Source organism: Vibrio navarrensis (assembly GCF_000764325.1).
In the GTDB taxonomy this organism is placed as follows: domain Bacteria; phylum Pseudomonadota; class Gammaproteobacteria; order Enterobacterales; family Vibrionaceae; genus Vibrio; species Vibrio navarrensis.
In genome coordinates this window covers 1761355-1785739 of the sequence record NZ_JMCG01000001.1, presented here as the reverse complement: position 1 = coordinate 1785739, position 24385 = coordinate 1761355, and the positions used below count along the sequence as shown (strand labels likewise).

24 protein-coding genes and 1 pseudogene are annotated in these 24385 nt (G+C 46.6%); 13 read left to right on the top strand and 12 right to left on the bottom strand.

Annotated elements, in window-relative coordinates; all coding sequences use genetic code 11:
* Nucleotides 1-45 precede the first annotated feature (45 nt).
* Nucleotides 46-1050, top strand: a complete 1005-nt coding sequence (locus EA26_RS07925; RefSeq protein WP_039426503.1) for a LacI family DNA-binding transcriptional regulator — start codon at nt 46-48, stop codon at nt 1048-1050.
* Between the two features lie 89 nt (nt 1051-1139).
* On the opposite strand, the gene EA26_RS07920 is transcribed toward EA26_RS07925, so the two are convergent.
* The 3 genes from EA26_RS07920 to EA26_RS07910 form a co-directional block, all read right to left on the bottom strand.
* The gene (locus EA26_RS07920; RefSeq protein WP_039426500.1) at nt 1140-1850 is read right to left on the bottom strand and encodes a glycerophosphoryl diester phosphodiesterase; all 711 of its coding nucleotides are present in this window, start codon (nt 1848-1850) and stop codon (nt 1140-1142) included.
* Between the two features lie 308 nt (nt 1851-2158).
* Nucleotides 2159-2647 carry a hypothetical protein gene (locus EA26_RS07915; RefSeq protein ID WP_039426498.1) on the bottom strand — a complete coding sequence of 163 codons (489 nt, stop codon included), beginning with the start codon at nt 2645-2647 and terminating at the stop codon, nt 2159-2161.
* 244 nt (nt 2648-2891) lie between these two features.
* The gene (locus EA26_RS07910) at nt 2892-3125 is read right to left on the bottom strand and encodes a hypothetical protein (protein WP_039426495.1); all 234 of its coding nucleotides are present in this window, start codon (nt 3123-3125) and stop codon (nt 2892-2894) included.
* A 238-nt stretch (nt 3126-3363) separates the two neighbouring features.
* Between EA26_RS07910 and EA26_RS07905 the strand changes: the two genes are divergently transcribed.
* Entirely contained in the window at nt 3364-3753 is a 390-nt protein-coding gene (locus EA26_RS07905) for an ATP-binding protein (protein ID WP_039426492.1), read from the top strand.
* A gap of 171 nt (nt 3754-3924) precedes the next feature.
* Nucleotides 3925-4770 carry a DNA ligase gene (locus tag EA26_RS07900; RefSeq protein ID WP_039426490.1) on the top strand — a complete coding sequence of 282 codons (846 nt, stop codon included), beginning with the start codon at nt 3925-3927 and terminating at the stop codon, nt 4768-4770.
* Between the two features lie 7 nt (nt 4771-4777).
* Here EA26_RS07900 and EA26_RS07895 read toward each other — a convergent pair whose 3' ends face one another.
* Nucleotides 4778-5773 carry a DUF3080 family protein gene (locus tag EA26_RS07895; RefSeq protein ID WP_039426488.1) on the bottom strand — a complete coding sequence of 332 codons (996 nt, stop codon included), beginning with the start codon at nt 5771-5773 and terminating at the stop codon, nt 4778-4780.
* An 88-nt stretch (nt 5774-5861) separates the two neighbouring features.
* Nucleotides 5862-7232 (bottom strand): MATE family efflux transporter, encoded by a 1371-nt coding sequence (locus EA26_RS07890; RefSeq protein WP_039426486.1) that lies wholly within the window; start codon nt 7230-7232, stop codon nt 5862-5864.
* A 245-nt stretch (nt 7233-7477) separates the two neighbouring features.
* Here EA26_RS07890 and EA26_RS07885 point away from each other — a divergent pair, with 245 nt between their 5' ends.
* The gene (locus EA26_RS07885) at nt 7478-8092 is read left to right on the top strand and encodes a riboflavin synthase (protein ID WP_039426483.1); all 615 of its coding nucleotides are present in this window, start codon (nt 7478-7480) and stop codon (nt 8090-8092) included.
* A gap of 37 nt (nt 8093-8129) precedes the next feature.
* Here EA26_RS07885 and EA26_RS07880 read toward each other — a convergent pair whose 3' ends face one another.
* Nucleotides 8130-8333, bottom strand: a complete 204-nt coding sequence (locus tag EA26_RS07880) for a CPXCG motif-containing cysteine-rich protein (RefSeq protein WP_039426480.1) — start codon at nt 8331-8333, stop codon at nt 8130-8132.
* 304 nt (nt 8334-8637) lie between these two features.
* Nucleotides 8638-9504 (bottom strand): fructosamine kinase family protein, encoded by an 867-nt coding sequence (locus tag EA26_RS07875; RefSeq protein WP_039426479.1) that lies wholly within the window; start codon nt 9502-9504, stop codon nt 8638-8640.
* Between the two features lie 227 nt (nt 9505-9731).
* Between EA26_RS07875 and EA26_RS07870 the strand changes: the two genes are divergently transcribed.
* From EA26_RS07870 to EA26_RS07860, 3 genes are all read left to right on the top strand, one after another.
* Nucleotides 9732-10697 carry a response regulator gene (locus EA26_RS07870; protein ID WP_039428869.1) on the top strand — a complete coding sequence of 322 codons (966 nt, stop codon included), beginning with the start codon at nt 9732-9734 and terminating at the stop codon, nt 10695-10697.
* Complete coding sequence (locus EA26_RS07865; protein ID WP_039426477.1) at nt 10694-11656, top strand: sensor domain-containing diguanylate cyclase; 963 nt, start codon at nt 10694-10696, stop codon at nt 11654-11656. Before EA26_RS07870 ends, EA26_RS07865 begins: the two co-directional genes overlap by 4 nt.
* 157 nt (nt 11657-11813) lie before the next feature.
* Entirely contained in the window at nt 11814-12158 is a 345-nt protein-coding gene (locus EA26_RS07860) for a DUF3802 family protein (protein ID WP_039426476.1), read from the top strand.
* On the opposite strand, the gene EA26_RS07855 is transcribed toward EA26_RS07860, so the two are convergent.
* The gene (locus EA26_RS07855; protein ID WP_052079653.1) at nt 12126-12665 is read right to left on the bottom strand and encodes a C40 family peptidase; all 540 of its coding nucleotides are present in this window, start codon (nt 12663-12665) and stop codon (nt 12126-12128) included. The genes EA26_RS07860 and EA26_RS07855 overlap by 33 nt on opposite strands.
* A gap of 110 nt (nt 12666-12775) precedes the next feature.
* On the opposite strand from EA26_RS07855, the gene EA26_RS07850 reads away from it, so the two are divergent.
* Nucleotides 12776-14812 carry a methyl-accepting chemotaxis protein gene (locus EA26_RS07850; protein WP_039426474.1) on the top strand — a complete coding sequence of 679 codons (2037 nt, stop codon included), beginning with the start codon at nt 12776-12778 and terminating at the stop codon, nt 14810-14812.
* Nucleotides 14813-14875: 63 nt separating this feature from the next.
* On the opposite strand, the gene EA26_RS07845 is transcribed toward EA26_RS07850, so the two are convergent.
* The gene (locus tag EA26_RS07845; protein ID WP_039426471.1) at nt 14876-15691 is read right to left on the bottom strand and encodes a sterol desaturase family protein; all 816 of its coding nucleotides are present in this window, start codon (nt 15689-15691) and stop codon (nt 14876-14878) included.
* A 93-nt stretch (nt 15692-15784) separates the two neighbouring features.
* Here EA26_RS07845 and EA26_RS07840 point away from each other — a divergent pair, with 93 nt between their 5' ends.
* Nucleotides 15785-16546 (top strand): tRNA-uridine aminocarboxypropyltransferase, encoded by a 762-nt coding sequence (locus tag EA26_RS07840; protein ID WP_039426470.1) that lies wholly within the window; start codon nt 15785-15787, stop codon nt 16544-16546.
* Between the two features lie 167 nt (nt 16547-16713).
* Nucleotides 16714-17625, top strand: coding sequence for an N-acetylglucosamine kinase (nagK, locus tag EA26_RS07835; RefSeq protein WP_039426468.1), 912 nt, complete (start codon nt 16714-16716; stop codon nt 17623-17625).
* 40 nt (nt 17626-17665) lie between these two features.
* Here nagK and EA26_RS07830 read toward each other — a convergent pair whose 3' ends face one another.
* From EA26_RS07830 to mobA, 3 genes and pseudogenes are all read right to left on the bottom strand, one after another.
* Entirely contained in the window at nt 17666-17935 is a 270-nt protein-coding gene (locus EA26_RS07830; RefSeq protein ID WP_039426466.1) for a DUF2960 family protein, read from the bottom strand.
* Nucleotides 17936-18898: 963 nt separating this feature from the next.
* A pseudogene (gene mobB / locus EA26_RS22575) lies at nt 18899-19403 on the bottom strand (molybdopterin-guanine dinucleotide biosynthesis protein MobB); the annotation flags it as partial.
* Nucleotides 19400-19987 carry a molybdenum cofactor guanylyltransferase MobA gene (mobA, locus tag EA26_RS07820; RefSeq protein WP_039426462.1) on the bottom strand — a complete coding sequence of 196 codons (588 nt, stop codon included), beginning with the start codon at nt 19985-19987 and terminating at the stop codon, nt 19400-19402. The gene mobA and the pseudogene mobB, both read right to left, overlap by 4 nt.
* A 245-nt stretch (nt 19988-20232) precedes the next feature.
* Here mobA and EA26_RS07815 point away from each other — a divergent pair, with 245 nt between their 5' ends.
* The 3 genes from EA26_RS07815 (at nt 20233) to cobB (ending at nt 24347) form a co-directional block, all read left to right on the top strand.
* Nucleotides 20233-21822, top strand: coding sequence for an ABC-F family ATPase (locus EA26_RS07815; RefSeq protein WP_039426460.1), 1590 nt, complete (start codon nt 20233-20235; stop codon nt 21820-21822).
* Nucleotides 21823-22161: 339 nt separating this feature from the next.
* Nucleotides 22162-23382, top strand: coding sequence for an ammonium transporter (locus EA26_RS07810; RefSeq protein ID WP_039426458.1), 1221 nt, complete (start codon nt 22162-22164; stop codon nt 23380-23382).
* A 164-nt stretch (nt 23383-23546) separates the two neighbouring features.
* The gene (gene cobB, locus EA26_RS07805; protein WP_265183018.1) at nt 23547-24347 is read left to right on the top strand and encodes a Sir2 family NAD+-dependent deacetylase; all 801 of its coding nucleotides are present in this window, start codon (nt 23547-23549) and stop codon (nt 24345-24347) included.
* Nucleotides 24348-24385 lie beyond the last annotated feature (38 nt).

The following is a 24385-nucleotide window of genomic DNA, read 5'->3' as shown; positions in this document are numbered from 1 at the left end:
CACGTTATATAGAGGCGCAATCGCGCCTCTTTTAGTGAGAAAAAAATGGCAACCATAACAGATGTGTGCGCGCTGGCAGGCGTTTCCAAGGCGACAGTGTCACGCGTTATCAACGGCAGCGAGCAAGTGAAACCGAAAACGCGCGAAGCTGTGCATGCGGCGATGCGCCAGCTTGGTTATCAACCAAATACACTAGCTCAAGCGCTCGCGACCAATACCTCGCACTCGATAGGTTTGGTGCTGCCTCACTTTGAAAGTAGCTATTTTGGCAGCGTACTGCACCATGCAGAGCAAGAAACACAAAAAGCGGGTAAGAAACTGCTGGTGGTCAACAGTAAAAACAGTGCAGCAGGGGAACGTGAAGCGGTTGAAACTCTAGCTGCCCAGCGCTGTGATGCGGTTTTACTTTATAGCCGCCATTTATCGCAGGATGAACTGGTTGGCTTGCAGCAAAAGATACAACGGCCGCTATTGATCCTCAATCGACGTTTGACCAGCCCTTATTTATACAGCTTTGGCCTCGATCAGCAGCAGGTGACGTCACTGGCCATGGATCATTTACTCTCACTTGGACACAGACAGATCGCTTGCATTGCGTCGCCATTACAGAGCGAGACGGGCAAAATTCGTTTTCACGGCTATCAAAAAGCGTTGCAAGATAAGGGTATTGCGGTAAGCACTGATTTGGTAATTGAGAGTAATAACACGCTGGCTGGTGGTTATGAAGCGATGAACGAGTTACTACAAACAGATGAAACGTTCACGGCCGTTTTTGCCAGCAACGATGATATGGCGTTAGGTGCAATGCGCGCACTGTACGATCACGGGAAAAAAGTGCCTAGCGATATCGCCGTAATCGGTATCGATAATGAGCCAGCTGCCGCTTATGCGATACCGAGTTTATCAACAGTCAGCCTGCCGATCGTTACCTTAAGTAAAGATGCGACACTTTGTGCTCTCAAGCTCGCCAACAAGGAAACTGTGCCTGTCGAGCATCGTGTTTACCAAAGCGAATTAGTGATTCGAGAATCAACCAGCAAACAAGGTTGATTCAATGAGAAGTTAACAACAATGCCCACCACTTTGGTGGGCATTGTTATTAAAACGGCTTTGAAACAACCTCTCGAGAGCAGAAGGCGTTAAGAGATAAAACGTTCAGGGAAATCAGAGAAGATCGCATCGACTTTGTCAAAATAACGAAACTTATCCGGCTGGTTAAGGGTAAAACACCAGATCTGATATCCGCCACGGCGCAAGTCGAGAATGTGTTTTTCTGTAATCCAGCGATAGTTTAAGTTACAACTGAACGCGTTGACTTCTTTCAGTACTTGTCTGTCTCGTTGTGACAAACGTTCACTTAGCACGGCCAGTCGGTAACCCGGGCAGTGTTTATGTAACTGCAAAATCACCTCGTGGCTAAAGCTAGACAGCAAGATTTTGTCGGTAGTGAGCGGGCTATCATCAAGCAACTCTTTGAGATCACGTACGATACTACTCAATTCGTGGCGATCGACTTTCACTTCAATGTTTAAGCCCAAATCATACTCAGCAGCCATTTTTAGCAGCGATTCCAATGTCATGATCGGTTCATCATTGAACTTGGGGTCAAACCAACCGCCAAAGTCTAAATCTTGTAATTCTTCCAACGTGTGCTCATCGATGCAGCCTTTGCCGTTGCTACAACGGTCGATCGTGTGGTCGTGGCAAACCACCAACACACCATCTTTGGTTGGTTGAACGTCAATTTCAACCCAACTGAGACCAAGATCAATCGCGGCTTGCACACTTGCCCGCGTATTTTCTGGGTAAGAACCTGCCACACCACGGTGGCCGACAATCATTGGAGGCATTGTTTTTCCTTAAAAAATCATACCAAAAAGCGGGTATGGATAACTTGGCGACGCTGTCACAGCAGAAACGCCACTAGTGTGATTCAAAGCACAAAAATCCATTGCATTTCAGACAGTTCACTCTCTTAAAACGCAGCATATCGCCCTTGTGGTCTTTTGTCTTCAAGCGAAGCGTAATATTTTTGCGTTCAAGCCAATTTGCTCAAACAGCAAAGACTTAATGAATGGGTGAGCTAAATAAGCAAAAGGGTCTGCCTAAAAAAGACAAACCCCAAAGTAGAACGTATAAGTTGCAGAGCGTTTGCGAATTACACGCCAGCACGTTTGAGTAGGCCAGCCATCAACGCAGAGCTAGAACGGACTTGCTTGGCCTTATTTCCCAACGTTTTTGCCAGCGCCATGTTATCGATACTTTTGGCAATGTAAGACATTGAACTGTAGAGATCCGTGGCCGATTTGATTTTCGCTTTGTCGTTTAGTGGTGCGAGAAGCTGAACCATCTGAGTTCCGCTCATGCCTTTATCGTTCGCATAGTCTTCCACCGCATTAAGTAGTTGATCAAGATCGATCATCGCTTCAGCACTTTCGATGCCTTGCTTTTTCATCTCTTTCTGATTGCGCTTACGCATTTGCTTGATCACAAAAGAAGGCGTATTGGCTTTTTTGTAAACCACGTAACCAAGCAGGGCAACCACAGCAATACCCCCTAAAACATAACCCCATACTGAACCTGAAGATTCAACCACAGGTTGTAGGGTTTCGACGGTATACTCCACGGTAGTTGGTGCATCAGACATAAAAATTACCTTTGAAAATGGCTTCGGTTTGGAAGCGTAATACTAAAATTCACTGGCGCAGGCTCGCATTGCGGTGCATCAAATTAATATGAATAACCCTCTCCCGAGAGAGGGTCTGCTAACTCATACTGTGATCATTGGGATTTGAACGAAAATAACAAGCCAACTTGCTACAAATTGTAAAAAAGAGTCGTCCTAAATCACATTTTCCTGGTGTGAATGAGTAAAAACTCAACAGTAAAGATTATTTTCGACTGGCATTGCGCTCCGTTTTCACGCTGGAGTAACGGACGATCTCATCCACCAGTTCGCGTATTTCTGGCGGCGTATAGTGAACCGCTTGTCGATTGCTGCGCGACTGAGACGGCGCCTGTGCCAACTCTCGTTTAGTCGCTGGTTTATGTGAACGCTGGATTACCTGATACAAGCTGTCCGCACCTTCAATGATCTGCCATCTTTTATCCCAAAAACTGCCCATACTGGTGCCTCCTATGTTTCAATTTGGTGCAAAACTTTGTTTAAAAAGGGCGAAGTACGCCGAATTTATCCTCTGAAACGATTAGGGCAATTTTCAGGCCAAAGTGACATGGTTCTAAGTTATTTTACTTCTGTTCAATTGATTAGGCTTAACCAAAACGCCAACTCTTGTCGCAAGTGTGTATAATCCTGAGCAGTTTATTTCTCTTTCAAATCGGCGTCATCACGAGGTTACTTTAATGACAAAGGCAAAATTGACGTTAATCCGTGGATTACCGGGTTCCGGCAAAAGTACCTTGGCGCAAAAGCTGGCGAGAGAACATCAGGCGATACACATTGAGACGGATATGTTTTTCGTCGACGCAAACGGAGAGTATCAGTTCGATCCGCAAAGACTAAGCGAAGCGCATCAATGGTGTTTAGCGCGTACCATTGAGCTTTTACAAGCTCAGCAGCATGTGATTGTCAGTAATACATTTGTACGCCACTGGGAACTAGCACCCTATCGCCGATACGCCAAAGAGAATCACATTCCACTTGAGGTTCTGGTTTGCAAAGGAGAGTTCGCTAGCGTTCATCAAGTGCCAGTACAGACGATAGAGAAAATGCGTAAAATTTGGCAAGATTAAACTCAGCTCCAATTTAACGTGCTATGTCGCATCTGTAACTGAAATACGATGTTTGTCAGCGCCGAAATTTCCCACTTAGCCTCGCAACAGTAATGTGCTCAGCTTGCCCGAGATGCGCAATTCGCCCCCAATCTGAATCATAGAAAATGATGATTCACGAGGATTAACGCGATGCGTCTTACCATCTTAGCTTCCTGCCTATTAGCCACTTTCGCTACTTATGCCGAAGGGCTGTATCCACCGCCAGAAGCCGATATTGTGTTGGCTGAAAACTACCAAAGCGGAATTAACATCGATGAGTACTGGTACAGCGAAAAACTGGATGGCATTCGTGCCTATTGGACAGGGGAGCAGCTCCAAACTCGCAGTGGCAAAAAAATTCACGCACCTGCCTGGTTTGTGCAGGCGCTGCCCAACTATCCATTAGATGGCGAGCTTTGGGCTGGGCGAGGTCATTTTCATCTTGTGCAACAAACCGTGTTGGATACCACCCCGATCGACCAAGCATGGCAGCAAATTCGCTTTATGATTTTTGATTCCCCGCATACAGCAGGTGACTACCGCAAGCGTTACCATCACATTACTGATTTGGTTCGAACAATGGACGTTCAACATATCCAATACGTTGAACATATGCCGATACAAAGTGAACAAGCGCTGTTTGCACACTTAGATGAAATAGATCAGCAGCAAGGTGAGGGGATAATGCTGCGTAAAATCAGCAGTCGCTATCAAGCAGGTCGTAGCTCCGATCTACTTAAACTCAAGCGTTATCAAGACGATGAGGCGGTGGTGATTGGCTATAAGCCCGGTAGTGGGCGCCTTATGGGTAAAATGGGCGCCATTTTGGTTAGGCTGGGGGATGGAACGGAATTTTATATCGGTAGCGGGTTTACCGATGTGCAACGCGAAACGCCACCAGCGATCGGCAGCACCATTACTTTTCGTTATAACGGCCTAACCCACAATGGCATTCCTAAGTTTGCTCGTTACTTGCGCCAGCGTGTTACTCAATAAGCGCGGACTATTGAACAGGGTTCTGGCAGCGCTGAAAAAGTTGCTGCCAAAACTGAATGTGCTCTAGATTGGCTTGGCGAAATTCTCGATGAGCTTCTTGGAGCCGATATGCCGAGTTTTGCTCTTCAAATGACGTAATGATGATGGGCAAATGGTTACTCAATTGGTAGTAAGCTGCGTCAAGTTCGGCGTTATACGCTTGAATCGACTTTATGTAGGTTTCATTAAAAACGTTGCGCAGGTAGTTAAAACGAGTCTGATCCCGGTTAGGACCGCAGTGAATAGAAGAAAAATGCTTCGATAGCATATCAGTGGTGAGATTCAGCCAACGTGTTGAGCGTTGTAGCGAGTAGTACAAAGCACCAATCAGCGGCGCTCTCTCTAATACTTCTTGGTAGGGGTAGACTGACAAAGTAACCGGTGCACCCACCTTGGCCGCGGCGTCTATCTGCGCAAAAATCGACAAGGCGTCATGAATCTCACTCCACTGGCTTTGTTGCCCCTCCATTAACCACTGATAACCACTCAATTGCTTTCTCATCGCATCACTGGTCAAGATTAAGTTTCGCAAATGGATGGACAAATGACCCTGTTTGATCATGGCAAGATCTTCCAGTTGTCTCCTCAAGCGAGCCGAGAGCGAGTCAGACATTAGGCATTGACGTAGCGTATCACTTAAACGTAGTTGATAGTCGAAATCTTGGAACTGATCCCAAACCTTTCCAAGCGACGAGTTCTTTTCAGCAACGATTTGAAAAAGGCCACAATCACGCAGCTCATAGCTGTCCAGTAAACCGAGCGATAAGCGAGGCAGCTCACTGTATAGCCGTCTTTTATCCTCAAGTGTGATAGCAAAAGAGGAGGGCGGTGTTGGCGCATCTACCTCTAAAACGTTGGCCAGACGTTCTGCATAGGTGACAAAGCGATCTTCAATACCGCTATTGTCGATGCAGGCAGTCAGCGAAAAGAGGGGAAATAAGAGTAAGCAAACACGCCGTAACATAGTCATCCTCAATAACATCCCATGTTTAGGATAGTATAAAGCCGGCGTTCGCCGGCTTGAAGAGTGTGGTCGATAACTGGGTAGATAGCTATTTTCCTACCAGTTGCAGCTGTATGTCGTCACTTTGCTTGTGCAACCAATGCAGACGCAACCCTAACATTAACGCGGCCGCTGAGAGGCCGACGATGAAGCCAATCCAAAAGCCTTGCGCGCCCATCGGCTCAACAACCCAATCGGTAATGCCAAGCACATAGCCCGTTGGCAAACCCAGCAGCCAGTACGCAATAAACGTACGGTTAAAGATGGCTTTCATATCTTTGTAACCACGAAGCGCACCTGCCGCAATAACTTGAATTGCATCGGTGCATTGATAGATGGCCGAAAACAGTAGTAGTTGCATCGCGAGATGGATCACCGCTTGGTTATCGGTATAGAGCAATGCAATCGGCTCACGCAGCAGCACCGTTGCTGTCGCAGTGAATACCGCAGTGAGTAGCCCAACCATCAAACCAACATGGGAAGCCACTCTTGCGCCTTCAGTGCTGGCTTCGCCAAGTTTATGACCAACGCGAATGCTGGTCGCCGCGCCAATACTCATTGGTAACATAAACAGCAGGGAGGAAAAGTTGATCGCCACCTGGTGGGCTGCAACCACCACAGAGCCGAGCGGTGCGACCATCAACGCCACAACGGCAAAAAGAGTGACTTCAAAAAACAGTGCGGCGGCGACAGGGAAACCAAGTTTAAAGAGTTTGATTTGAGCACTGAGATTAGGGCGATACCAAACATGGAATAGCTTCACCTGTTTGAGCCTTTGTGACGTCGTCACATAAAGCAGCAACATGAAAAACATGATCCAGTAGACAATGGCCGTCGCCACCCCACAACCGACGCCACCGAGCGCAGGCGCGCCAAGTTTGCCATAGACAAACATCCAGTTGAGCGGAATATTGAGCAGCAAGCCGAAAAAGCCAATGACCATCGCGGGTTTGGTCAAAGACAGCCCGTCGGTCAAGCTACGCAGTGTTTGAAACAGCAGAAAAGCTGGTACTGCAAAGATCACCGCGTGGATATAACCTACTGTTTTGGTCGCTAACGCGACTTCAACATCCATAAGGCTAACAATTCGTTCCGTTTGGAAAAGCACCACGATGATAGGCACACTGATAAGCAGTGCCATTACTGCGCCTTGCTGGATTTCATACGGCACATTGTCGCGTTTTCCGGCTCCATTGAGCTGAGCAACAACTGGAACCAGGGCCATCAACAGGCCAATGCCAAACAGAATTGAAGGAAACCAAATGCTTGAGGCAACAGAGACGGCTGCCATATCGATTGCACTCACGCCGCCGGCCATCACGGTATCGACAAAACCCATACCGGTTTGTGCAACGGAAGCAATGAGCACTGGTGTTGCTAACCTGACGAGGTTGGATGCTTCTTTCTTGTAATTTTGCACGTGTACTCCACTAGATAGGTAAATATGTTATAAGGTCTTATTGCATTTCCGGGGCAGACAAAGGCACGTAACCTATGGAGTGGTTGAGCTGATGAACATTCAGCACAGGTATCATTTCGGGAAAGTTGTCTGGTGTTGAGCGTAGGCCAGAACAATCAGTATGATTTTTTTGAAGCCTCCGGAATATTGATCCAAGATAATAATGGAATCTTAAACTACGCGCTAGAAAAAAGAGGTTGCATAGCATGTTTACAGGCATTGTTCAGGGAATGGCAGAAGTGGTCATCATTGATAGAAAAGAACAATTTCAGACTCATACACTCCGTCTATGCAATGAAATGCTAGAAGGGTTAAAAATCGGTGCCTCGGTGGCCCACAACGGCTGTTGCTTAACCGTGACTCGCATTGACGGTGAACTGGTCAGTTTTGACCTTATGCAGCAAACCCTATTACTGACTAATTTGGGCGACTTACAAACAGGCGATAAAGTGAATATTGAGCGAGCCGCGAAGTTTGGTGATGAGATTGGTGGACACAGCATGTCAGGCCATATCAGCAATACCGCTTTGATCGAAGAAGTGATTGATAGCCCCAACAACCGCACCGTTTGGTTTAGCTTGCCAGAGAAGCAAATGAAATACGTGCTCGAAAAAGGTTTTATTGGTGTGGATGGTTGCTCATTAACTATCGGTGAAGTGGTGGAAAATCGTTTTTCCGTGCATCTCATTCCGGAGACATTAAATCGAACTCTGTTTGGCGTAAGAAAGGTTGGAGAGCGAGTAAATATCGAATTTGACCCACAAACCCAAGCGATTGTGGATACCACTGAACGCGTGTTGGCGGCGAAAGGTTTGGCTTAACAACACACCGCCACGTCTCTGTGGCGGTAATCTTCTCTTAGAAAACCTGCTCGTCGTCGGCGTCTATCGTTAGTTGAATGGTGTCTTGCATTTCGTCCACCATCATATTGAGGTGGATTGCGTGGCAACAAGCTGGGCAGTCATCGTAGAAGTCTTGACTGCCATTGCTAGCGTCTAATGTAATACCGATAAGATGGCCACAATGAGGGCATTTGATGTGTTTTTCAGTGTAGTTACGCATACTTCTTTTCCTTACGTCTATTCTGGTTTGTGTCGGCAAACGTGGCGAGTGACGAAATGCTTGCTAGCCAAAGCGCTAAAAAGCCAGTTTATTTGTACACAACAGCACTACGCTCTGAATTTATGTTAGGCAGGAAAGTTGATGTTTGACTCAAAATAAGTGCAAAACATGACAAAAAACTCAATACATAGACAAACGAACAGAAGTTAAAGTGATATGACTCGAAAAATGTCATCGTTGTACTGAAAACGATGACATTCTTGATCTAGCACTGCTGGCTAGGCATTTAATTTATGCGTTTCACTCAGTAAGAGAGAACATTGTCAACCGCCTTCTGTGCTTGTTCCAGATAGTGACCGCCAAACTGATTGCAATGATTGAGAAGATGGTAAAGATTATAAATTTCTCGGCGCTGAGCGTAACCAAATGGGAGTGGTGCTAAGCTCTCATAGCCTTGGTAAAACTCGGGCTGAAAACCGCCAAACAACTCTGTCATGGCAATATCACATTCACGATCTCCCCAATAGCTCGCGGGATCAAAACAGAGTGGGCCACAGGCAGATAGCGCCACGTTTCCATTCCATAAATCACCATGCAATAGGGAAGGGCGAGGGTTGTGGCTAATGAGCTGACGCTTTACGACTTCGACAATCTCATCTAGCACACCAAAGTTGATGCCTTTTTCACGTAAGAGTTGTAATTGCCAACCGATTCGTTGTTCAGCAAAAAAAGTGTGCCATTTTTTATGCCAAGCATTGGGTTGCAGCACCGCGCCAATGAAGTTGTCTTGGTCTAAACCATACTCTTTCTGTTCTCCCCACAAATGCAACCTCGCAAGCTGTTGACCTAATTGATAGCTGCTTTGCGCATCTTCAAGTGGTTTGGTCGGGAGGTAATTGAGAATGATAAAAGCGTTGGATTTAGAGACGCCTGTCAAAATCAACTCTGGCAGATGGATGGTGCAGGTTTCTCGTAGCTGACGCAGATTCTCCGCCTCACTTTCAAACTTTTGCAGGAAATCACGCTCGTTGACTTTGACGAAATAACGTTGTTCGCCATCGCTGATCATAAAGCAGTCACTGATATCACCGCCAGCAAGCGGGATCTTCTCTACAATCTCGTAAGAGAACATTAAAGTGTCTGAAAGCTGCTCTGAAATCGCTTGCCACATAAAGCCTCCCATCTGACGACGCTGGTTTCAACCTAAGTGTATGCTAGAAGGAGAAACAAAATGTCGCCATTTCACAAACTTCAGCAATAATCAGGTAATTTTTCGAAAAAAAATAACTCAAATGTGAATTTAGTCGCTTATCTTCCCCCTTTTTCTGCCTTTTCCCTCTAGAGCATTTTTTGTTCGACCAGTATTATTCATTTTTTGACATTGGTTCCACGGTCTGTATGAAAATACTCATTTGCGATGATTCGGCGGTTGCAAGAAAGTCAATCAGCCGTTCAATTGTATGCGATAGCTCTGTGCATCTTCTCGAAGCGCAAGATGGCTATGAAGCACTGCAGATCATGATGGAACAGAATATCGATGTGCTGTTTTTGGATCTCACCATGCCAGTGATGGACGGTTTTGAGCTGTTAGCCAGTTTGCCCGTCAGTCAATACAAAACTCGTGTGGTGGTGGTTTCTGGAGATGTACAAAGGGAAGCGAAGCAGCGATGTCTGAATATGGGAGCCATCGCCTTTGTAGAAAAACCCTTTAGCGATGAAGAAGCAGAGCCCTTGTTCCAGCAATTAGGGCTACGCTACACCAACCCTCATGTTAAGCCTGTCCTTAAAGCCGAAGCGCTCACCACCCCACTTTTAAAATTTAAAGAGATCGCCAATATTGCTCTAGGTAAAGGAGCGGCGATTATGGCAGACCATCTCAACGAGTTCATTCAGCTACCGGTACCGAATGTAGGACCTCTCACTTGTGGTGAGCTCTACATGACGATGGTTGATGTAGTGAAAAGGGAAGGATCGGTCGCCGTTTCTCAGCGCTTTGTAGGTGGTGGCATTCATGGAGAAGCTTTAGTTTGCCTTCGTGGTAACGACATTGATCAAATAGGTGAGAAGCTCGGTTACCACAAAGACTTTACCACCCATAACGAGGTAATTCTCAACATTGCCAACTTACTGGTTTCTTCTTTTTTAACCTCGCTTGGTGGCCATCTCGACAAATCCTTCTCACTGCGTCAGCCCGCCATCATCGATATGGTGATTCAGGACATCGATTGTGGACAAGAATCAGACGAACTGTTTACCATTGAGTACACCTATTTTGCTGAAAGCATGGATTTTGAATGCGAGGTGCTATTTCTGATTGATAGTCCGTCGGTTGCCATCATCTACGACATCATGGAGACATTATGACTTCGGACTTAACGCTCGATATTGCCGATTTTCACTGGGTAACCCAAATTCTCGATACCATGGACTCAGGCTTGGTTGTTATCGACCGCTCATTTCAAGTGTGTGTCTGGAACAGTTTCATGCAGTCCTACAGTGGGGTGATGTCACAGCACATTTTAGGTAAAAGCCTTTTTGAGTGTTTTCATGAGTTGCCACGCGTCTGGTTGGAGACCAAAGTAAATACCGCCGCAGATCTGGCGACGCGCTCTTTCTCTAGTTGGGAAAACCGTCCTTATCTATTTAAGTTTCATAACTTTTCGCCAGTCTCGCATGGCAGCACCTATATGTATCAAGACATCGTTATCACGCCATTGCGTTCTCTCTGTGGTCAAGTGACACACATAGCGATCCAGGTTAATGATGTTTCCGAAATCGCTCGCAATAAAATTCACCTCAAAGAGACCAATCAGCATCTGTCTGAAATGAGCCGCCGTGATGGGCTGACCGGGCTGTATAATCGAGCCTACTGGGAACAGTCGATGAAAGAAGAGTTTAATCGAATGCAGTTTCTCGATACACACAGTTCACTGGTCATTTTCGATATCGACCATTTTAAACGCGTCAATGATACCTACGGCCACCACGCTGGCGATGAAGTGATTCGTAAAACCTCTAATATGCTCAAGAAAACCGCTCGCAGCAGCGACTTGTGCGGGCGCTATGGTGGTGAAGAGTTTACCGTTCTATTACCAAATACCAGTGCCGATCAAGCGCGTTATTTCGCTGAACGTTTACGCAAACGAGTCGAGCAAGAAATTGTTCGAGTCGAAGACTTCGTGATCAATTACACCATCAGTTTAGGTGTATGTGAGTTTAAACCTGCTTTTTCCGGATACGTGGAGTGGCTCAAATGCGCTGATAAGGCGCTTTATGCGGCAAAAGAGAGCGGCCGCAACCAAACTTGCGTTTACGAAGAGTGATCTCTGTTCGCTTTTGATGGAAAGTACGCCATTTGATCAAATTCTGCGATTTATAATTGATTAAGTTGGTGAAATTTCCCAGACATGTCTTAGTATTAACTTAGATAAAAAAGTTGTAAGCTTACGCGTGATGTAAGCATTCAGACGGAGAAGAAGAGTGGTTGTTGAAACCGATGGATACTTAGCTCTCATAGAGCACCTTGCCTTGAATCTTGATGTATTCGCGTCTGACGTTGGCGATACAGGCACAGAAACCATAGAAGATGTAGTCACAGACATGATTGCATCCAACATCATGGCTCTTTTTGAACAAAATCCAGAACTGCATTCCAGCATCCGTTTTAAATTGCTGAAAGAAGCCGATATGGTCGCAGACGATCTGGGTGAAGTGTTGGCGGGCGTTTGGCATAAGAAAGCGACAAACGAACAGATCAATTTTCTTGATGAGTACATTGCACTGGTAAAAAACCTATTTGACAGTGCTGTGGCTAAGTACGATTGATACTATTGGGTCAGAAGAGTTAGAGTAGAGAGTAACTCTTCTGACCTGCCAAAATTTATCCGCCCAATAAGGATTATCAAGCCGTGAAATGATCACCCCCATGCTTGTAGATGCATGCATAAACTGCAACCCGCCTAAATATATTCCTACATGATAGTCCGATTTACTGGTTTTAAAGAACAGCAAGTCTCCCTGTTGCTTCTGCTGCCATTCAATCTTCCGGCTCGCATCAAATTGCTCTCTCGTGGTTCTGGGCAGAGTAAATTGGTAGGCTTGGCTGAAGGCATGCTGAACAAAAGCCGAACAATCGACGCCATCTTTATCACTCCCACCAAACTGATATGGTGTACCATACCATTCGAGATAAAATGACTGTAGTTGAGGGTTGTTGGCTAAAACGTGCTCCGAAAGATTCATTTTATCAACCTCAGGCTGAGCCATCTTCGTCTGGCTACATCCACCAACAAGAAAAATCATTAGCAAAATTAAATAATTAAATTGTTTCATATGTAATCAGGATGTCTTTTTACTGTCATGTAACTGTCACGAACGGCCCATAAACTTGGCAGTAAATCACACTTTGTCTCATTCCTGTGACTTGATACTTTGGTTAATGTATGAATTCGCCCAAAACTAAACGCGCTTCTCTCTCTTTGATCCAAGCGATCAGCGTGCTGTTTCTCTCTATCATCCTCCTCGTCTTTGCACTCTCGATATCGAGTTACAACGGTGTGCAAAAGATAGGAACACAGTTTAGCACTTTGTCGACCCAAGCTTTACCACTTGCGATGAATAACGCCAAACTAACCCAGAATATTCTCGAACAGATAAAACTGCTCAACTACGGATCTTCACTTAAAGACCCGGATGAACTGCAAGCAACTCGCAGTAAAATTACGCAATTGACTTCAGAAACGTCTCAATACATTGAACGAGTAATGGCCATTACAGGCGCCTTTGAGCAAGTGATTTCCACGCGACAACAACAGCAGTTGCAAAGTAATGTCGATGCGATTGCCCAGATCACCTCAGATATCTTGGCGAGACAAGCACAAGCGATCGAGAACCAACAAAAAATTGACCAAGCAATTAGCAGTTTTCGCTATGGTCTCAGCTCAATTGGTCCAGAGATGAATCGCATCAGCTCGTTTTTGAGTGTCGATAACCCGGAATCCACCGATGCAGCAAACCGCTTTAGCGCAGGGGCAAGCTCCATGGAGAGTACGTTTCTCATGCTAATGATGCAAAGCGATCCAGAAAAGGCGGAGAGCGAGTATCGTGAAATGCGTAACCGTATCGCCGGGATCCGTCTCGCTTATGATGATTTTAAAGAGTGGCATCCAGATGTCACTGAATTTGCTAGCTTAACCGCGCCTTATGAGATGGTGTTGGCTGGCTTTAAAGAACAAGGCGTCCTAGCCATGTTGATGGAGAGAGTTCAAAATCAACAAGAGCAGCAGATGCAAATCACTCAAGCTACACATTTATCCAATGAAACCATCGAGCTATTGAACGCGATCTCGGCCACTGCCTCGTCATTGATCCACCAAGGCGAGCAGATTGTAAATCAAACCATTAGCAATATGATCCTCACTCTGACGCTCAGTGGCGTAGTGGTGGTTGCTCTGGTCATCACTTCATGGCTTGGTTTCCGTGCATGGGTCAATCGTGGTCTGAAAAATATTCTGAAGCGCCTTTCTGAACTCACCCAGCATAATTTTACCCAATTAGCCGAGGAAGTAGGACCGCATGAGATGCGTGAAGTGGCGAGAAAACTCAACCAAGTTATCAACTCCACGGGTGAGTCACTCACGGTCGTTACTAGAAACTGTGAGGCGCTCTATCAAACGGCAGAAATCAGCCACGGTGCGGCGGAGTATTCTAGCCAAAGTTTGAGTGTGCAAAATGATGCCTTAGCGGCGATGGTGGCGACGGTGACTGAACTGGAAGCCTCAATCAAAGAGATCGCGTCTGTTACCAGTGCCTCTTACGATGATGCCAAAACGGCGACAGAAAATACGCGACACGGCGTTAGAGTGGTCGAAGGAAGTCTCAATCGTTTGGCGCTGCTTGAACAGTCATTGAACATCAACGAAGAAGCGATGCGCGAGCTGGATTTACGCGTTAAAGCGATTCGCGAAATGGTCGATCTGATTAGCGGCATCGCGGAAAACACCAACTTGCTAGCGTTGAACGCGGCTATTGAAGCCGCCCGAGCGGGTGAGCAAGGACGAGGATTTGCTGTGGTAGCCGATGAAGTGCGTAAGCTGGCCAGCGATACCTCTAAACAAACATCAAACATCAGCGAAATGATGAACGAGTTGATATCGGCCGCTGAGAAAAGTCGCCAATCGGTCGACGAGTCGCGCAAGGGAATGGCCGAAGCACTAGCAGCAAGCAGTGAAGTGAAAGTCGCCTTCAGCGATATTGAGATCGCCGTTGGACATATTCGCGAGCGCGTTGAACAAATCACTTTGTCGACAGAAGAGCAGCAGCGAGCCACTTCTGAAGTCTCTCGCTCTATTGCCCATGTTTCTGAGCAGGGCGATCAAACTAGGCAGCAGTTGGAATCGATGGTGGAAAGCTCACAGCAAGTTGCGGATATTGCAGGTCAGCAGCAAGAGATGCTGCATAAGTATCAGCTGGCGAGCTAGGTTTAGCCAAGGCAACAAAAAAAGCTCAATCGCCGTATTGAGCTTTTACTTTTCTGAAAATGATTAACGTCGTTTGGTTTGGTAGCGAAAGGGCTGGGTTAGCATCTTATCTAGCCATTGTTCTCGCGCTTTCCTAATTTCTGGCACACCGATTTGTACCCGCTGGTGGCCCAGCTTCGGTTGAGCAACGTAGGTACGGAAAACTCTATCCCACAGCGAGAGGAAAAAACCAAAATTGGAATGCGTTTCCCGCGCAATCACTGAATGATGCACCCGATGCATGTCAGGCGTCACAATCACTTTTCTCATCACCGCATCAAGCCTAAGTGGCAGCTTTGCATTGCTGTGATTAAACATCGCACTGGCGTTAAGAATGATTTCAAACGCCACAATCGCCAGTGGTGAGACACCTAAAGCGAACACACTGCCGATTTTGATCAGCATAGAAAGCAAAATTTCTATCGGATGGAAGCGAGTGCCAGTGGTGACATCGATATCTAAGTCAGCATGATGCATACGGTGTAAACGCCATAACCAAGGCAGTCTGTGAAACAACAGATGCTGCAGATAGATGATGAGATCGAGCGCAATGACAGAAAGCAATACATTGGCCCATATGGGCAGAGAGAGCTGATGGAAAATGCCCATTTGCTGATCTTGAGCCATCTTAGCGGCTTCAAAAGCCGTCAGGGGCAGTAAAAGCGCAATGAGCAAGCCGTTAAGGGCGACCAAGGTGAGGTTGTTAAACCAACGCACCGTTTTAGAAACGGTCAGCGCTTTTCGTGGTCGGTAGTGCTCCCAAACGGCACAGAGCAACAAAACAGTAATAAAAATGCCAAAGCGAATAGTGGAGGGGTCGTTAAAACTCGGCTCGGTCATGTGATTCCTTTAAGCATAGTCGAAAGCGGTGTTGAGCTTGTCGCGTCTAGTCAGTAGAATCCAGTTCCCTTTTATCGACGCGTTTAGTTCGCCATGAGAATGCACGCTTTTCACCGTTTATACCAGTACCGCCAGTCCATCTCAACCAAGCCATTTCAGGCGCGAGGATGTAATGTCGTGCGCTGCCGCAATTGCCAAGTCGCCCTTGAGCACTGCTTGTGCGATATTCAGCCGAACGTACCGACCAATATTGCGTGCATGTTGATCATCTCGGACAATGAGGTGTTTAAGCCGAGCAACACAGGGCGTTTGATTGCTGATGTGGTGCAAGAAACGTACGTTTATCAATGGAACCGTACCGAACCAGAGCATAAAATGCTCGCCTTGTTACAGTGTGACGACTACCAGCCAGTGATCGTTTTTCCCGCAGATTATGTTGATCAAACAGAGCGCTTGATTAAGCAGCTTGATTCCAACATGTTAATACGTGAGCCGTCCAAACATGATAAACGTAAATGGCTGTTGATCTTTATTGACGGCAGCTGGCGCGAAGCGAGAAAAATCTTCCGCCGCTCTGATTATCTACAAAATCTGCCTGTACTCTCCATCGACCCCGAGCAATTGTCCCAATATCAAATGCGCCGCTCAGATAATGAGCAGCACCTATCAACGGCAGAAGTGGCGTCATTAGTACTCAGCCAAGCTGGTGAAACGTATGCCAGCCAGTGTCTGCAAAGTTGGTTTGAAACCTTTCGCGAAAGTTACCTGCTGAGTAAAAGCCGCGCCAAAACCGATGAAAGCAGGCCATGTCGAGCTGCATACCTTCGCCGCTTTAAAAGCGAGATATCTGTCTAAGTTATACTGCTGCGCTGCTGAGTAGTTGCGCAAACGATATCAATCAGCGGATAAATCCTGCCTGTGTCACGGTTTGTAGGCGTACAGATGTGGATAATGCGCAGATATTTATTATCTTTTGACTCCAATACATTGGGAGTCTGACAGGTCTTTTCAGGAGAGAACACATGTACTACGGCTTTGATGTCGGTGGCACTAAAATTGAGTTTGGTGCATTTAATGAAAAACTAGAGCGCGTTGCAACGGAGCGTGTGCCTACGCCTACCGACGATTACTCACTGCTGATTGACACCATCGTCGGTCTAGTTGAAAAGTACGATGCGCAGTTTGGCTGCGAAGGTAAAATCGGTTTAGGTCTGCCGGGGATGGAAGATGCTGATGATGCAACGGTTCTGACGGTAAATGTCCCAGCAGCAAAAGGCAAACCACTGCGTGCTGATTTAGAGGCGCGTATTGGTCGTAACGTAAAAATTGAAAACGATGCCAACTGTTTTGCTCTTTCTGAAGCGTGGGATGAAGAGTTGCAAGATTCGCCATCGGTGATGGGGCTTATTCTTGGTACCGGTTTTGGCGGCGGTTTGATCTACGACGGCAAAGTGTTCTCAGGCCGTAACAACGTGGCAGGCGAACTGGGTCACATGCGTTTGCCGATTGATGCATGGTTCCATCTTGGAGAGAAAGCGCCGCTGCTTGGCTGTGGCTGCGGTAAGAAAGGCTGTCTTGATAGCTATCTTTCAGGTCGTGGCTTTGAGCTGCTTTACGCCCACTATTATGGTGAAGAGAAAAAAGCCATCGACATTATTCAAGCAAACGCCGCCGGCGATGAGAAAGCCGCAGAACATGTTGAGCGCTTTATGGAGTTGCTGGCGATCTGCTTTGCCAATATCTTTACCGCAAACGATCCACACGTGGTTGCGCTGGGTGGCGGCCTGTCTAACTTTGATCTCATTTACGATGAGATGCCAAAACGCGTGCCTAAGTATTTGTTGTCTGTGGCGAAATGTCCGAAGATCATCAAAGCAAAACATGGTGATTCAGGCGGTGTTCGTGGCGCAGCCTTCTTAAATATCAAAGGATAAATTCAATAAAGGCTTGCAGATGCAAGCCTTTATTTTATGTTCAGTCGCGCTTCTTTTTGCCTACGCCCAAGTTATCTTTCTGCTTGAGCGTAATCAACTCAAATCCCAACTTCTTGAAGTGATTATCGCGATAATTGCGCACCGACTTGGTATCTGAAATCGCTTCGAGCTGCTGCTCCATTTTCAAATAAGCCGAGATGTCGATGCCTTCCGCTTCAGCAACCGCTTCGTGAATATTCCGATGTTTTTCGTAGGAAAAGGGCAGTGTTTTCTCAACGCCCTTGTAGATGTAAATTAGAGTGCGAACCATCAGTTTATCTCGCAATGAAAAAGGCCAACGAGTTGGCCTTGATTTAAATTGGCTAGATTTTGCCTTGAAGTGGATAGATTGTCACGCATTCTCCAGCTTTCAGCGTATCCACAGTTGCGGGGACGACGATCAGGCAGTTGATATTCTCTTTACTCTGTATCGTTAACCAAGAGGCCAGACTCTCAAACGAGTGCATTACCGGTGTCACCTGATTGCTTCCCATGCTATCCACCGTCAAAGAGCCATAGCAAAATTCGTGCTCTCCCAGAATGCCCTTAATCCCTTGAGTTAATCGCGCTTTTTGCCCTGCAGCCAGATAACCTCTTTCGCCACGAAGTTTACGCAGCATAGGTGCAACGGTTGAAAGAAAATAGCCTTGCAAACCTTCGAGTGTTGTCTCCATCAAGAAAAGCGGTTTTTGCTCAACGAATTGCAAAGAGAAACCGTTGTCATTAATCTCTGGAATAGAATTAAGTACTATGCCTTGCCAATTCTTAGCGCTTCCGTTGAGGAGGATAACCTCATTCAGATTTAGCGCCTCTTCAAATACTTGTACTCGTTGTTGACGCTTCTCAGTGCTAACAACGTGCGAGTTTACCTCACAACCGAGCGTATGCAGCATGCCAAGAAGAACAGCATGACAAACTTGAGAATCGTTACCATCGAGCGAAAATAGTGCGACACGTGGTTTTCGTATGACCTGACAGTGCTTGATCCCTAAAGTAGTTAGGGAAGAGAGATGTGTTTGCGTCAGTAGCGCACCGCCATCCATGACAACGTCACCATCATGAAGTATCGGTAGGGCCAACACACGCCCGTAAGCGTCAGCGAGGGGCACCGTTTCGCTCTCAGCGAGCGGCTTTAGATTAGAAAGGATACGCTCAATGCCGCTCTCTTGCGTCAACATATCTTGCGACACGTCATCTATTGTTGGGTGCTCTTTAGAGTGACATTGCTCTCGCGCGTAGCGAAGAACAAACTCGGCAATCGAGTCGAGATCATTGATGTTCATTTGCGGCAAGGTCGTCTCTAAGTGATTGGCATCAGATGCAATCGCAATGATGTTTTCATCGTGCGGGTACAACCACGGTTTACCGACTTCCTCGCGGTGCAACTCAATCTTATTAAAGGCGATATTCTTGCAGCCCTCGACCAGCAATAAATCCAGTTTGCTGTGATCAAAACGGCTAAGCAGATAGGCAAATTCAGCTTCAGCTTGCGGCGTTTCTGTCATTAAAGCAAAGCGCTTGTGCGAGGCGATCAGCATTTGCGACGCACCAGCTTTGCGCAGACGGTAACTATCTTTGCCGGGCTTATCGACATCAAAATCATGGTGGGCATGTTTCAGTACACCCACTCTTAAGCCCGCTTCAGTAAGTTTTGGCAGTAGCGCTTCAAGCAAGGTGGTTTTTCCAGTACCAGAATACGCTGCGAAACCGAGTAAAGGGAGAGATGATTTATGCATCATGAACAGATTTTTCCAAACTGGGCTAATTCTTGTGGCGTATTCAGATTCACAAAACATTGTGGCGAATCACTGAAATCCACATAACGTGCATGGTGCTGTGAAAAAAACAGCCCCATTTTGCGCTCGCCACGCTGTAAAAATGTCGTCAAAGCGGGCAGGACACGTTTGTGACAAAGTGCAAAGACAGGTTGTGGATGATGCCCATCGTGGGCGACCCAAATATCGCTGGATTCGTCGACCGACCTACAGAAACGCTCAACCAAGTCGAGACTGATATTTGGGCTGTCACAAGGCACAAAGCCAACCCAATCTGTTTCTATATGATTGAGAGCGGCATGCATGCCTCCGAGTGGCCCTTGGAATCCTTCAATATGATCCGCAAATACCGGAGCGAACGCTTGGTAGCGCGATTGGTTACGATTGGCGTTGATAAAAATACGATCGGTTTGCGGCTTAAGACGCTCGATAACATGTTGGATCAGCGGTTTGTGGTTAAGCTCAATAAACCCTTTATCATCGCCTCCCATTCGGGTGGCTTGCCCTCCGGCAAGAATGACCCACGTGGTCTGTGTTGGTTGCAGCATATCGGTTCTCTTTGATTGAAACTGGGTCTAGCCACTTCAAAATTGCTGCAGACTTTAGCAGAAATCCTTGGCTATTTCCCCAAGCAAGACGAAAGAAACACATCTATCGCCCGCTTGACTAACAAAGCTGTTAAACTTACGCACTTTCTTTGCTACACAGCGCAATCAATGCTTGCAGTCAACTCCTTGAACAAGTAACGTTGCGCAGTTTTTTTATTTGATACTGGACAAAAAAGGTACAGGTTTTGATTTCTACAGCAAACATCACTCAACAATTTGGCGCCAAGCCACTGTTTGAAAATATCTCGGTTAAATTTGGCGAGGGCAACCGCTATGGTTTAATCGGCGCAAATGGTTGTGGTAAATCAACCTTTATGAAAATCCTTAGCGGTGAGCTGGAACCCAGTGCCGGAAACGTGAGCTACGATCCGAACGAACGTGTTGCCAAACTAAACCAGAACCAATTTGCTTATGAAGAGTTTACGGTTATTGATACCGTAATCATGGGCCACAAAGAACTTTGGAAAGTTAAGCAAGAACGTGACCGCATTTACTCGTTACCAGAAATGAGTGAAGAAGATGGGATGAAAGTGGCAGATCTTGAGGTTGAGTTTGCCGAAATGGACGGCTACATGGCCGAAGCAAAAGCGGGCGAGCTGCTTTTGGCGGTAGGCATTCCCATGGAGCAGCACTTTGGTTTAATGAGTGAAGTAGCACCAGGTTGGAAACTGCGTGTTCTTTTGGCGCAAGTGCTGTTTGCTGATCCAGATATCATGCTATTGGACGAACCAACCAACAACTTGGACATTGATACCATCCGTTGGCTAGAAGACACGCTCAACGAGCGCAACTGCACCATGATTATCATTTCGCATGACCGTCACTTCCTGAACTCAGTATGCACTCACATGGCCGATCTGGACTATGGTGAGCTTCGTGTTTACCCAGGCAACTACGATGAATACATGACCGCAGCAACTCAAGCGCGCGAGCGTTTATTAGCCGACAATGCGAAGAAGAAAGCGCAAATTGCCGAACTGCAAACCTTCGTAGCGCGCTTCTCGGCCAACGCGTCAAAAGCAAAGCAGGCAACTTCTCGCGCTAAACAGATTGATAAAATCAAACTGGATGAAGTGAAGGCTTCAAGCCGTCAAAACCCATTTATTCGTTTCGAGCAATCGAAAGAGCTGTTCCGTAACGCACTGGAAGTTGAAAACCTGAGCCAAGGTTTTGAACAAGACCTTTTTGCTGGCTTCAATGCCATTTTTGAGGTGGGTGAGCGTGTTGCCATTATCGGTGAAAACGGCGTCGGTAAAACAACATTACTCAACACACTTGCAGGCGTACTAGAGCCTCGTACAGGCAGCTACAAATGGTCTGAAAACTCAAACATTGGTTACTACGCGCAAGACCACGCACACGAGTTTGCTGAAGACATGAACCTAATGGAGTGGATGGGGCAATGGCGTCAGGAAGGCGACGATGAACAAGTGGTACGTAGCTTCCTTGGTCGCATGCTGTTTGGTCAAGACGACATTAAGAAATCCGTAAAAGTGCTTTCCGGTGGTGAGCAGGGGCGTATGCTTCTCGGTAAGATCATGATGCACAAACCTAACATGCTACTGATGGACGAACCGACCAACCACATGGACATGGAATCGATCGAATCACTCAACAATGCGCTGGAGCAGTATAAAGGTACGCTGTTCTTCGTATCACATGACCGAGTCTTTGTTGACTCTCTAGCCACACGGATTATCGAGATCCGCAATGGTAAGATCACCGATTTCAAAGGTACTTACGCAGAGTTCCTAAAATCTCGCGGTGTCGACTAAGCGACACCGATTATTCTCATTAAGAAAATCCCCTCGCATCAACGAGGGGATTTTTATTCTTGATTCTATCCACTACCTTATTGCACGCAATGGGTGCGCTTGTTTTTGGTGCATTAGAACCAATTAAGTGCAAAATCTCTCTTCGCTATTTTATACATTTCGTTTAAGTAGAAAAAATATTGATAATTTTCATAGAGATGTGATTTATCAATAGAACGACCAATAGTTGGAGCATTCTTTGCTGTATGTAGCGCTCAATTGATTTTCTCACCATCATGGTGATGACAAAGTTTTCTGATGCACAGGATAAGTGCACTACATAAACGGAGAGCTCTAACAATGAGTGTTACCGCCAGTCAGGTTCAAGGAGCCGTTCAAACCCTGACCCAAAGTTCTGACACACTGTTCCTCCTTCTAGGAGCGATCATGGTGTTTTTGATGCATGCTGGTTTTGCCTTTCTTGAAGTGGGGACCGTTCGACAAAAAAACCAAGTAAACGCACTAGTCAAGATCATCGCCGATTTCGGTATCTCTGCGATTGCCTATTTTTTTATTGGCTATTGGGTGGCTTATGGAGGCACTTTCCTCGCTGATGCCAATACCTTGTCACAGGGTAACGGATACGAACTGGTCAAGTTCTTTTTTCTACTGACGTTTGCGGCGGCGATTCCGGCGATAGTTTCTGGTGGTATCGCCGAGCGAGCACGTTTTTATCCTGTCTTGATTGCGACTTTTTTTACCGTCGGTTTGGTTTACCCGCTGTTTGAAGGCATCATTTGGAACGGCAATTTTGGCATTCAAGCGTGGTTTGAAGGTCAATTTGGCGCAGGATTTCACGACTTCGCTGGCTCTGTAGTAGTGCATGGCGTTGGTGGTTGGATTGCACTGGTTGCGGTTTTGTTCCTTGGCATGCGAAAAGGGCGCGTACGTGCAGGAAAGCACACTAACTTTGCTCCGTCCAACATTCCATTTCTTGCATTGGGTGCATGGATCCTGTGTGTTGGTTGGTTTGGTTTCAACGTCATGTCGGCTCAAACCCTAAACGGCATCAGTGGTTTAGTCGCAATGAACTCTCTCATGGCGATGGCTGGTGGTATTGTTGCGGCGCTTGTTGCAGGTAAGAATGACCCGGGTTTTATCCACAACGGACCATTAGCTGGGCTGGTGGCAGTGTGCGCGGGCTCCGATCTCATGCATCCGATTGGTGCGCTCGTTACTGGCTTGATTGCAGGCGTATTGTTTGTTTACCTATTCACTTACTTACAGAACAAAACAAAAATTGATGACGTACTCGGGGTTTGGCCGCTGCATGGTCTTTGTGGAGCTTGGGGTGGTATTGCGGCTGGCATTTTTGGTCAAAGCGCTTTAGGCGGTTTGGGCGGGGTGAGTTTAAGCGTACAAATTCTTGGCACGCTGATGGGTATTAGTGTAGCGTTGATCGGTGCTGTACTTGTTTATGGTGCAATCCACAAAGCCAGTGGACTGCGCCTTTCTGAGGAGGATGAGTTTAACGGCGCCGATTTGGCCATTCACAAGATATCTGCCACTAACATGGAATAATAAACTCCTTGCAACAGTGTGAAAGGGGCCGCATTGTCGGCCCGTTTTGGTATCAGTTCACATTATTGCCTCTTAACGCTAGCAATTGCGACCATCGTCTAACCCTCATCACTATTGTTGTTATTCCTGCAGTGCTACTCTATTAACAAAAGATAGCGAGTGTCGTGTCTGAGTTTTTCTCTCGTTCATCTTCGCGCGACTATCACCACTTCGAGAAACAAGGATGTAACATGAATTTCCCATACCGAAACATTGTTGTATTAACGGGTGCTGGAATCTCTGCTGAGTCAGGCATTCAGACTTTTAGAGCACAAGATGGCCTTTGGGAAAACCACCGCATTGAAGATGTCGCCACCCCAGAGGGCTTTGCTAAAAATCCTGACCTGGTCCAAGAGTTCTATAACCAGCGCCGACGTAAACTGCAGGGCGAGCATATTGAACCCAATGCAGCGCATAAGGCGCTGGGGCGTTTGGAACAAGAGTTGGATGGCAAGGTTACTATCATTACTCAGAACATTGATAATCTGCACGAGCGAGGGGGTAGCAAAAACATCATCCATATGCACGGCGAGCTACTCAAAAGTCGTTGCAGTGTCTCGAATCAGGTGATTGAGCAGAGTGGAGACATTCATACAGGAGATTTATGCCATTGCTGCCAAATGCCAGCTCAAATGAGGCCACACATTGTCTGGTTTGGCGAAATGCCGCTCAGAATGGGGGATATCTATGCCGCGCTTGAAGAGGCTGACCTGTTTGTTTCTATCGGTACTTCGGGGGTGGTTTATCCCGCGGCGGGCTTTGTACATGATGCGAAAATGCACGGTGCGCATACCATAGAAATCAACCTTGAGCCGAGTGCGTTAGAGAGTGAGTTTGCCGAAAAACGTTATGGTAAAGCGAGTGTTGAAGTTCCACGCTTGGTAGAAGAGTTGTTAGCCCATATCGACTCTCAAGCAGCGGTTTGAGAAAGAACAGCCAAAGAAAAAGCGGCACTAAACCGCTT

Coding starts and splice junctions, on each gene's coding strand:
- EA26_RS07925 (WP_039426503.1), top strand. CDS start 46: ATGGCAACCATAACAGATGTGTGCGCGCTGGCAGGCGTTTCCAAGGCG.
- EA26_RS07920 (WP_039426500.1), bottom strand. CDS start 1,850: ATGCCTCCAATGATTGTCGGCCACCGTGGTGTGGCAGGTTCTTACCCA.
- EA26_RS07915 (WP_039426498.1), bottom strand. CDS start 2,647: ATGTCTGATGCACCAACTACCGTGGAGTATACCGTCGAAACCCTACAA.
- EA26_RS07910 (WP_039426495.1), bottom strand. CDS start 3,125: ATGGGCAGTTTTTGGGATAAAAGATGGCAGATCATTGAAGGTGCGGAC.
- EA26_RS07905 (WP_039426492.1), top strand. CDS start 3,364: ATGACAAAGGCAAAATTGACGTTAATCCGTGGATTACCGGGTTCCGGC.
- EA26_RS07900 (WP_039426490.1), top strand. CDS start 3,925: ATGCGTCTTACCATCTTAGCTTCCTGCCTATTAGCCACTTTCGCTACT.
- EA26_RS07895 (WP_039426488.1), bottom strand. CDS start 5,773: ATGTTACGGCGTGTTTGCTTACTCTTATTTCCCCTCTTTTCGCTGACT.
- EA26_RS07885 (WP_039426483.1), top strand. CDS start 7,478: ATGTTTACAGGCATTGTTCAGGGAATGGCAGAAGTGGTCATCATTGAT.
- EA26_RS07880 (WP_039426480.1), bottom strand. CDS start 8,333: ATGCGTAACTACACTGAAAAACACATCAAATGCCCTCATTGTGGCCAT.
- EA26_RS07875 (WP_039426479.1), bottom strand. CDS start 9,504: ATGTGGCAAGCGATTTCAGAGCAGCTTTCAGACACTTTAATGTTCTCT.
- EA26_RS07870 (WP_039428869.1), top strand. CDS start 9,732: ATGAAAATACTCATTTGCGATGATTCGGCGGTTGCAAGAAAGTCAATC.
- EA26_RS07865 (WP_039426477.1), top strand. CDS start 10,694: ATGACTTCGGACTTAACGCTCGATATTGCCGATTTTCACTGGGTAACC.
- EA26_RS07855 (WP_052079653.1), bottom strand. CDS start 12,665: ATGAAACAATTTAATTATTTAATTTTGCTAATGATTTTTCTTGTTGGT.
- EA26_RS07850 (WP_039426474.1), top strand. CDS start 12,776: ATGAATTCGCCCAAAACTAAACGCGCTTCTCTCTCTTTGATCCAAGCG.
- EA26_RS07845 (WP_039426471.1), bottom strand. CDS start 15,691: ATGACCGAGCCGAGTTTTAACGACCCCTCCACTATTCGCTTTGGCATT.
- EA26_RS07840 (WP_039426470.1), top strand. CDS start 15,785: ATGAGAATGCACGCTTTTCACCGTTTATACCAGTACCGCCAGTCCATC.
- nagK (WP_039426468.1), top strand. CDS start 16,714: ATGTACTACGGCTTTGATGTCGGTGGCACTAAAATTGAGTTTGGTGCA.
- EA26_RS07830 (WP_039426466.1), bottom strand. CDS start 17,935: ATGGTTCGCACTCTAATTTACATCTACAAGGGCGTTGAGAAAACACTG.
- mobA (WP_039426462.1), bottom strand. CDS start 19,987: ATGCTGCAACCAACACAGACCACGTGGGTCATTCTTGCCGGAGGGCAA.
- EA26_RS07810 (WP_039426458.1), top strand. CDS start 22,162: ATGAGTGTTACCGCCAGTCAGGTTCAAGGAGCCGTTCAAACCCTGACC.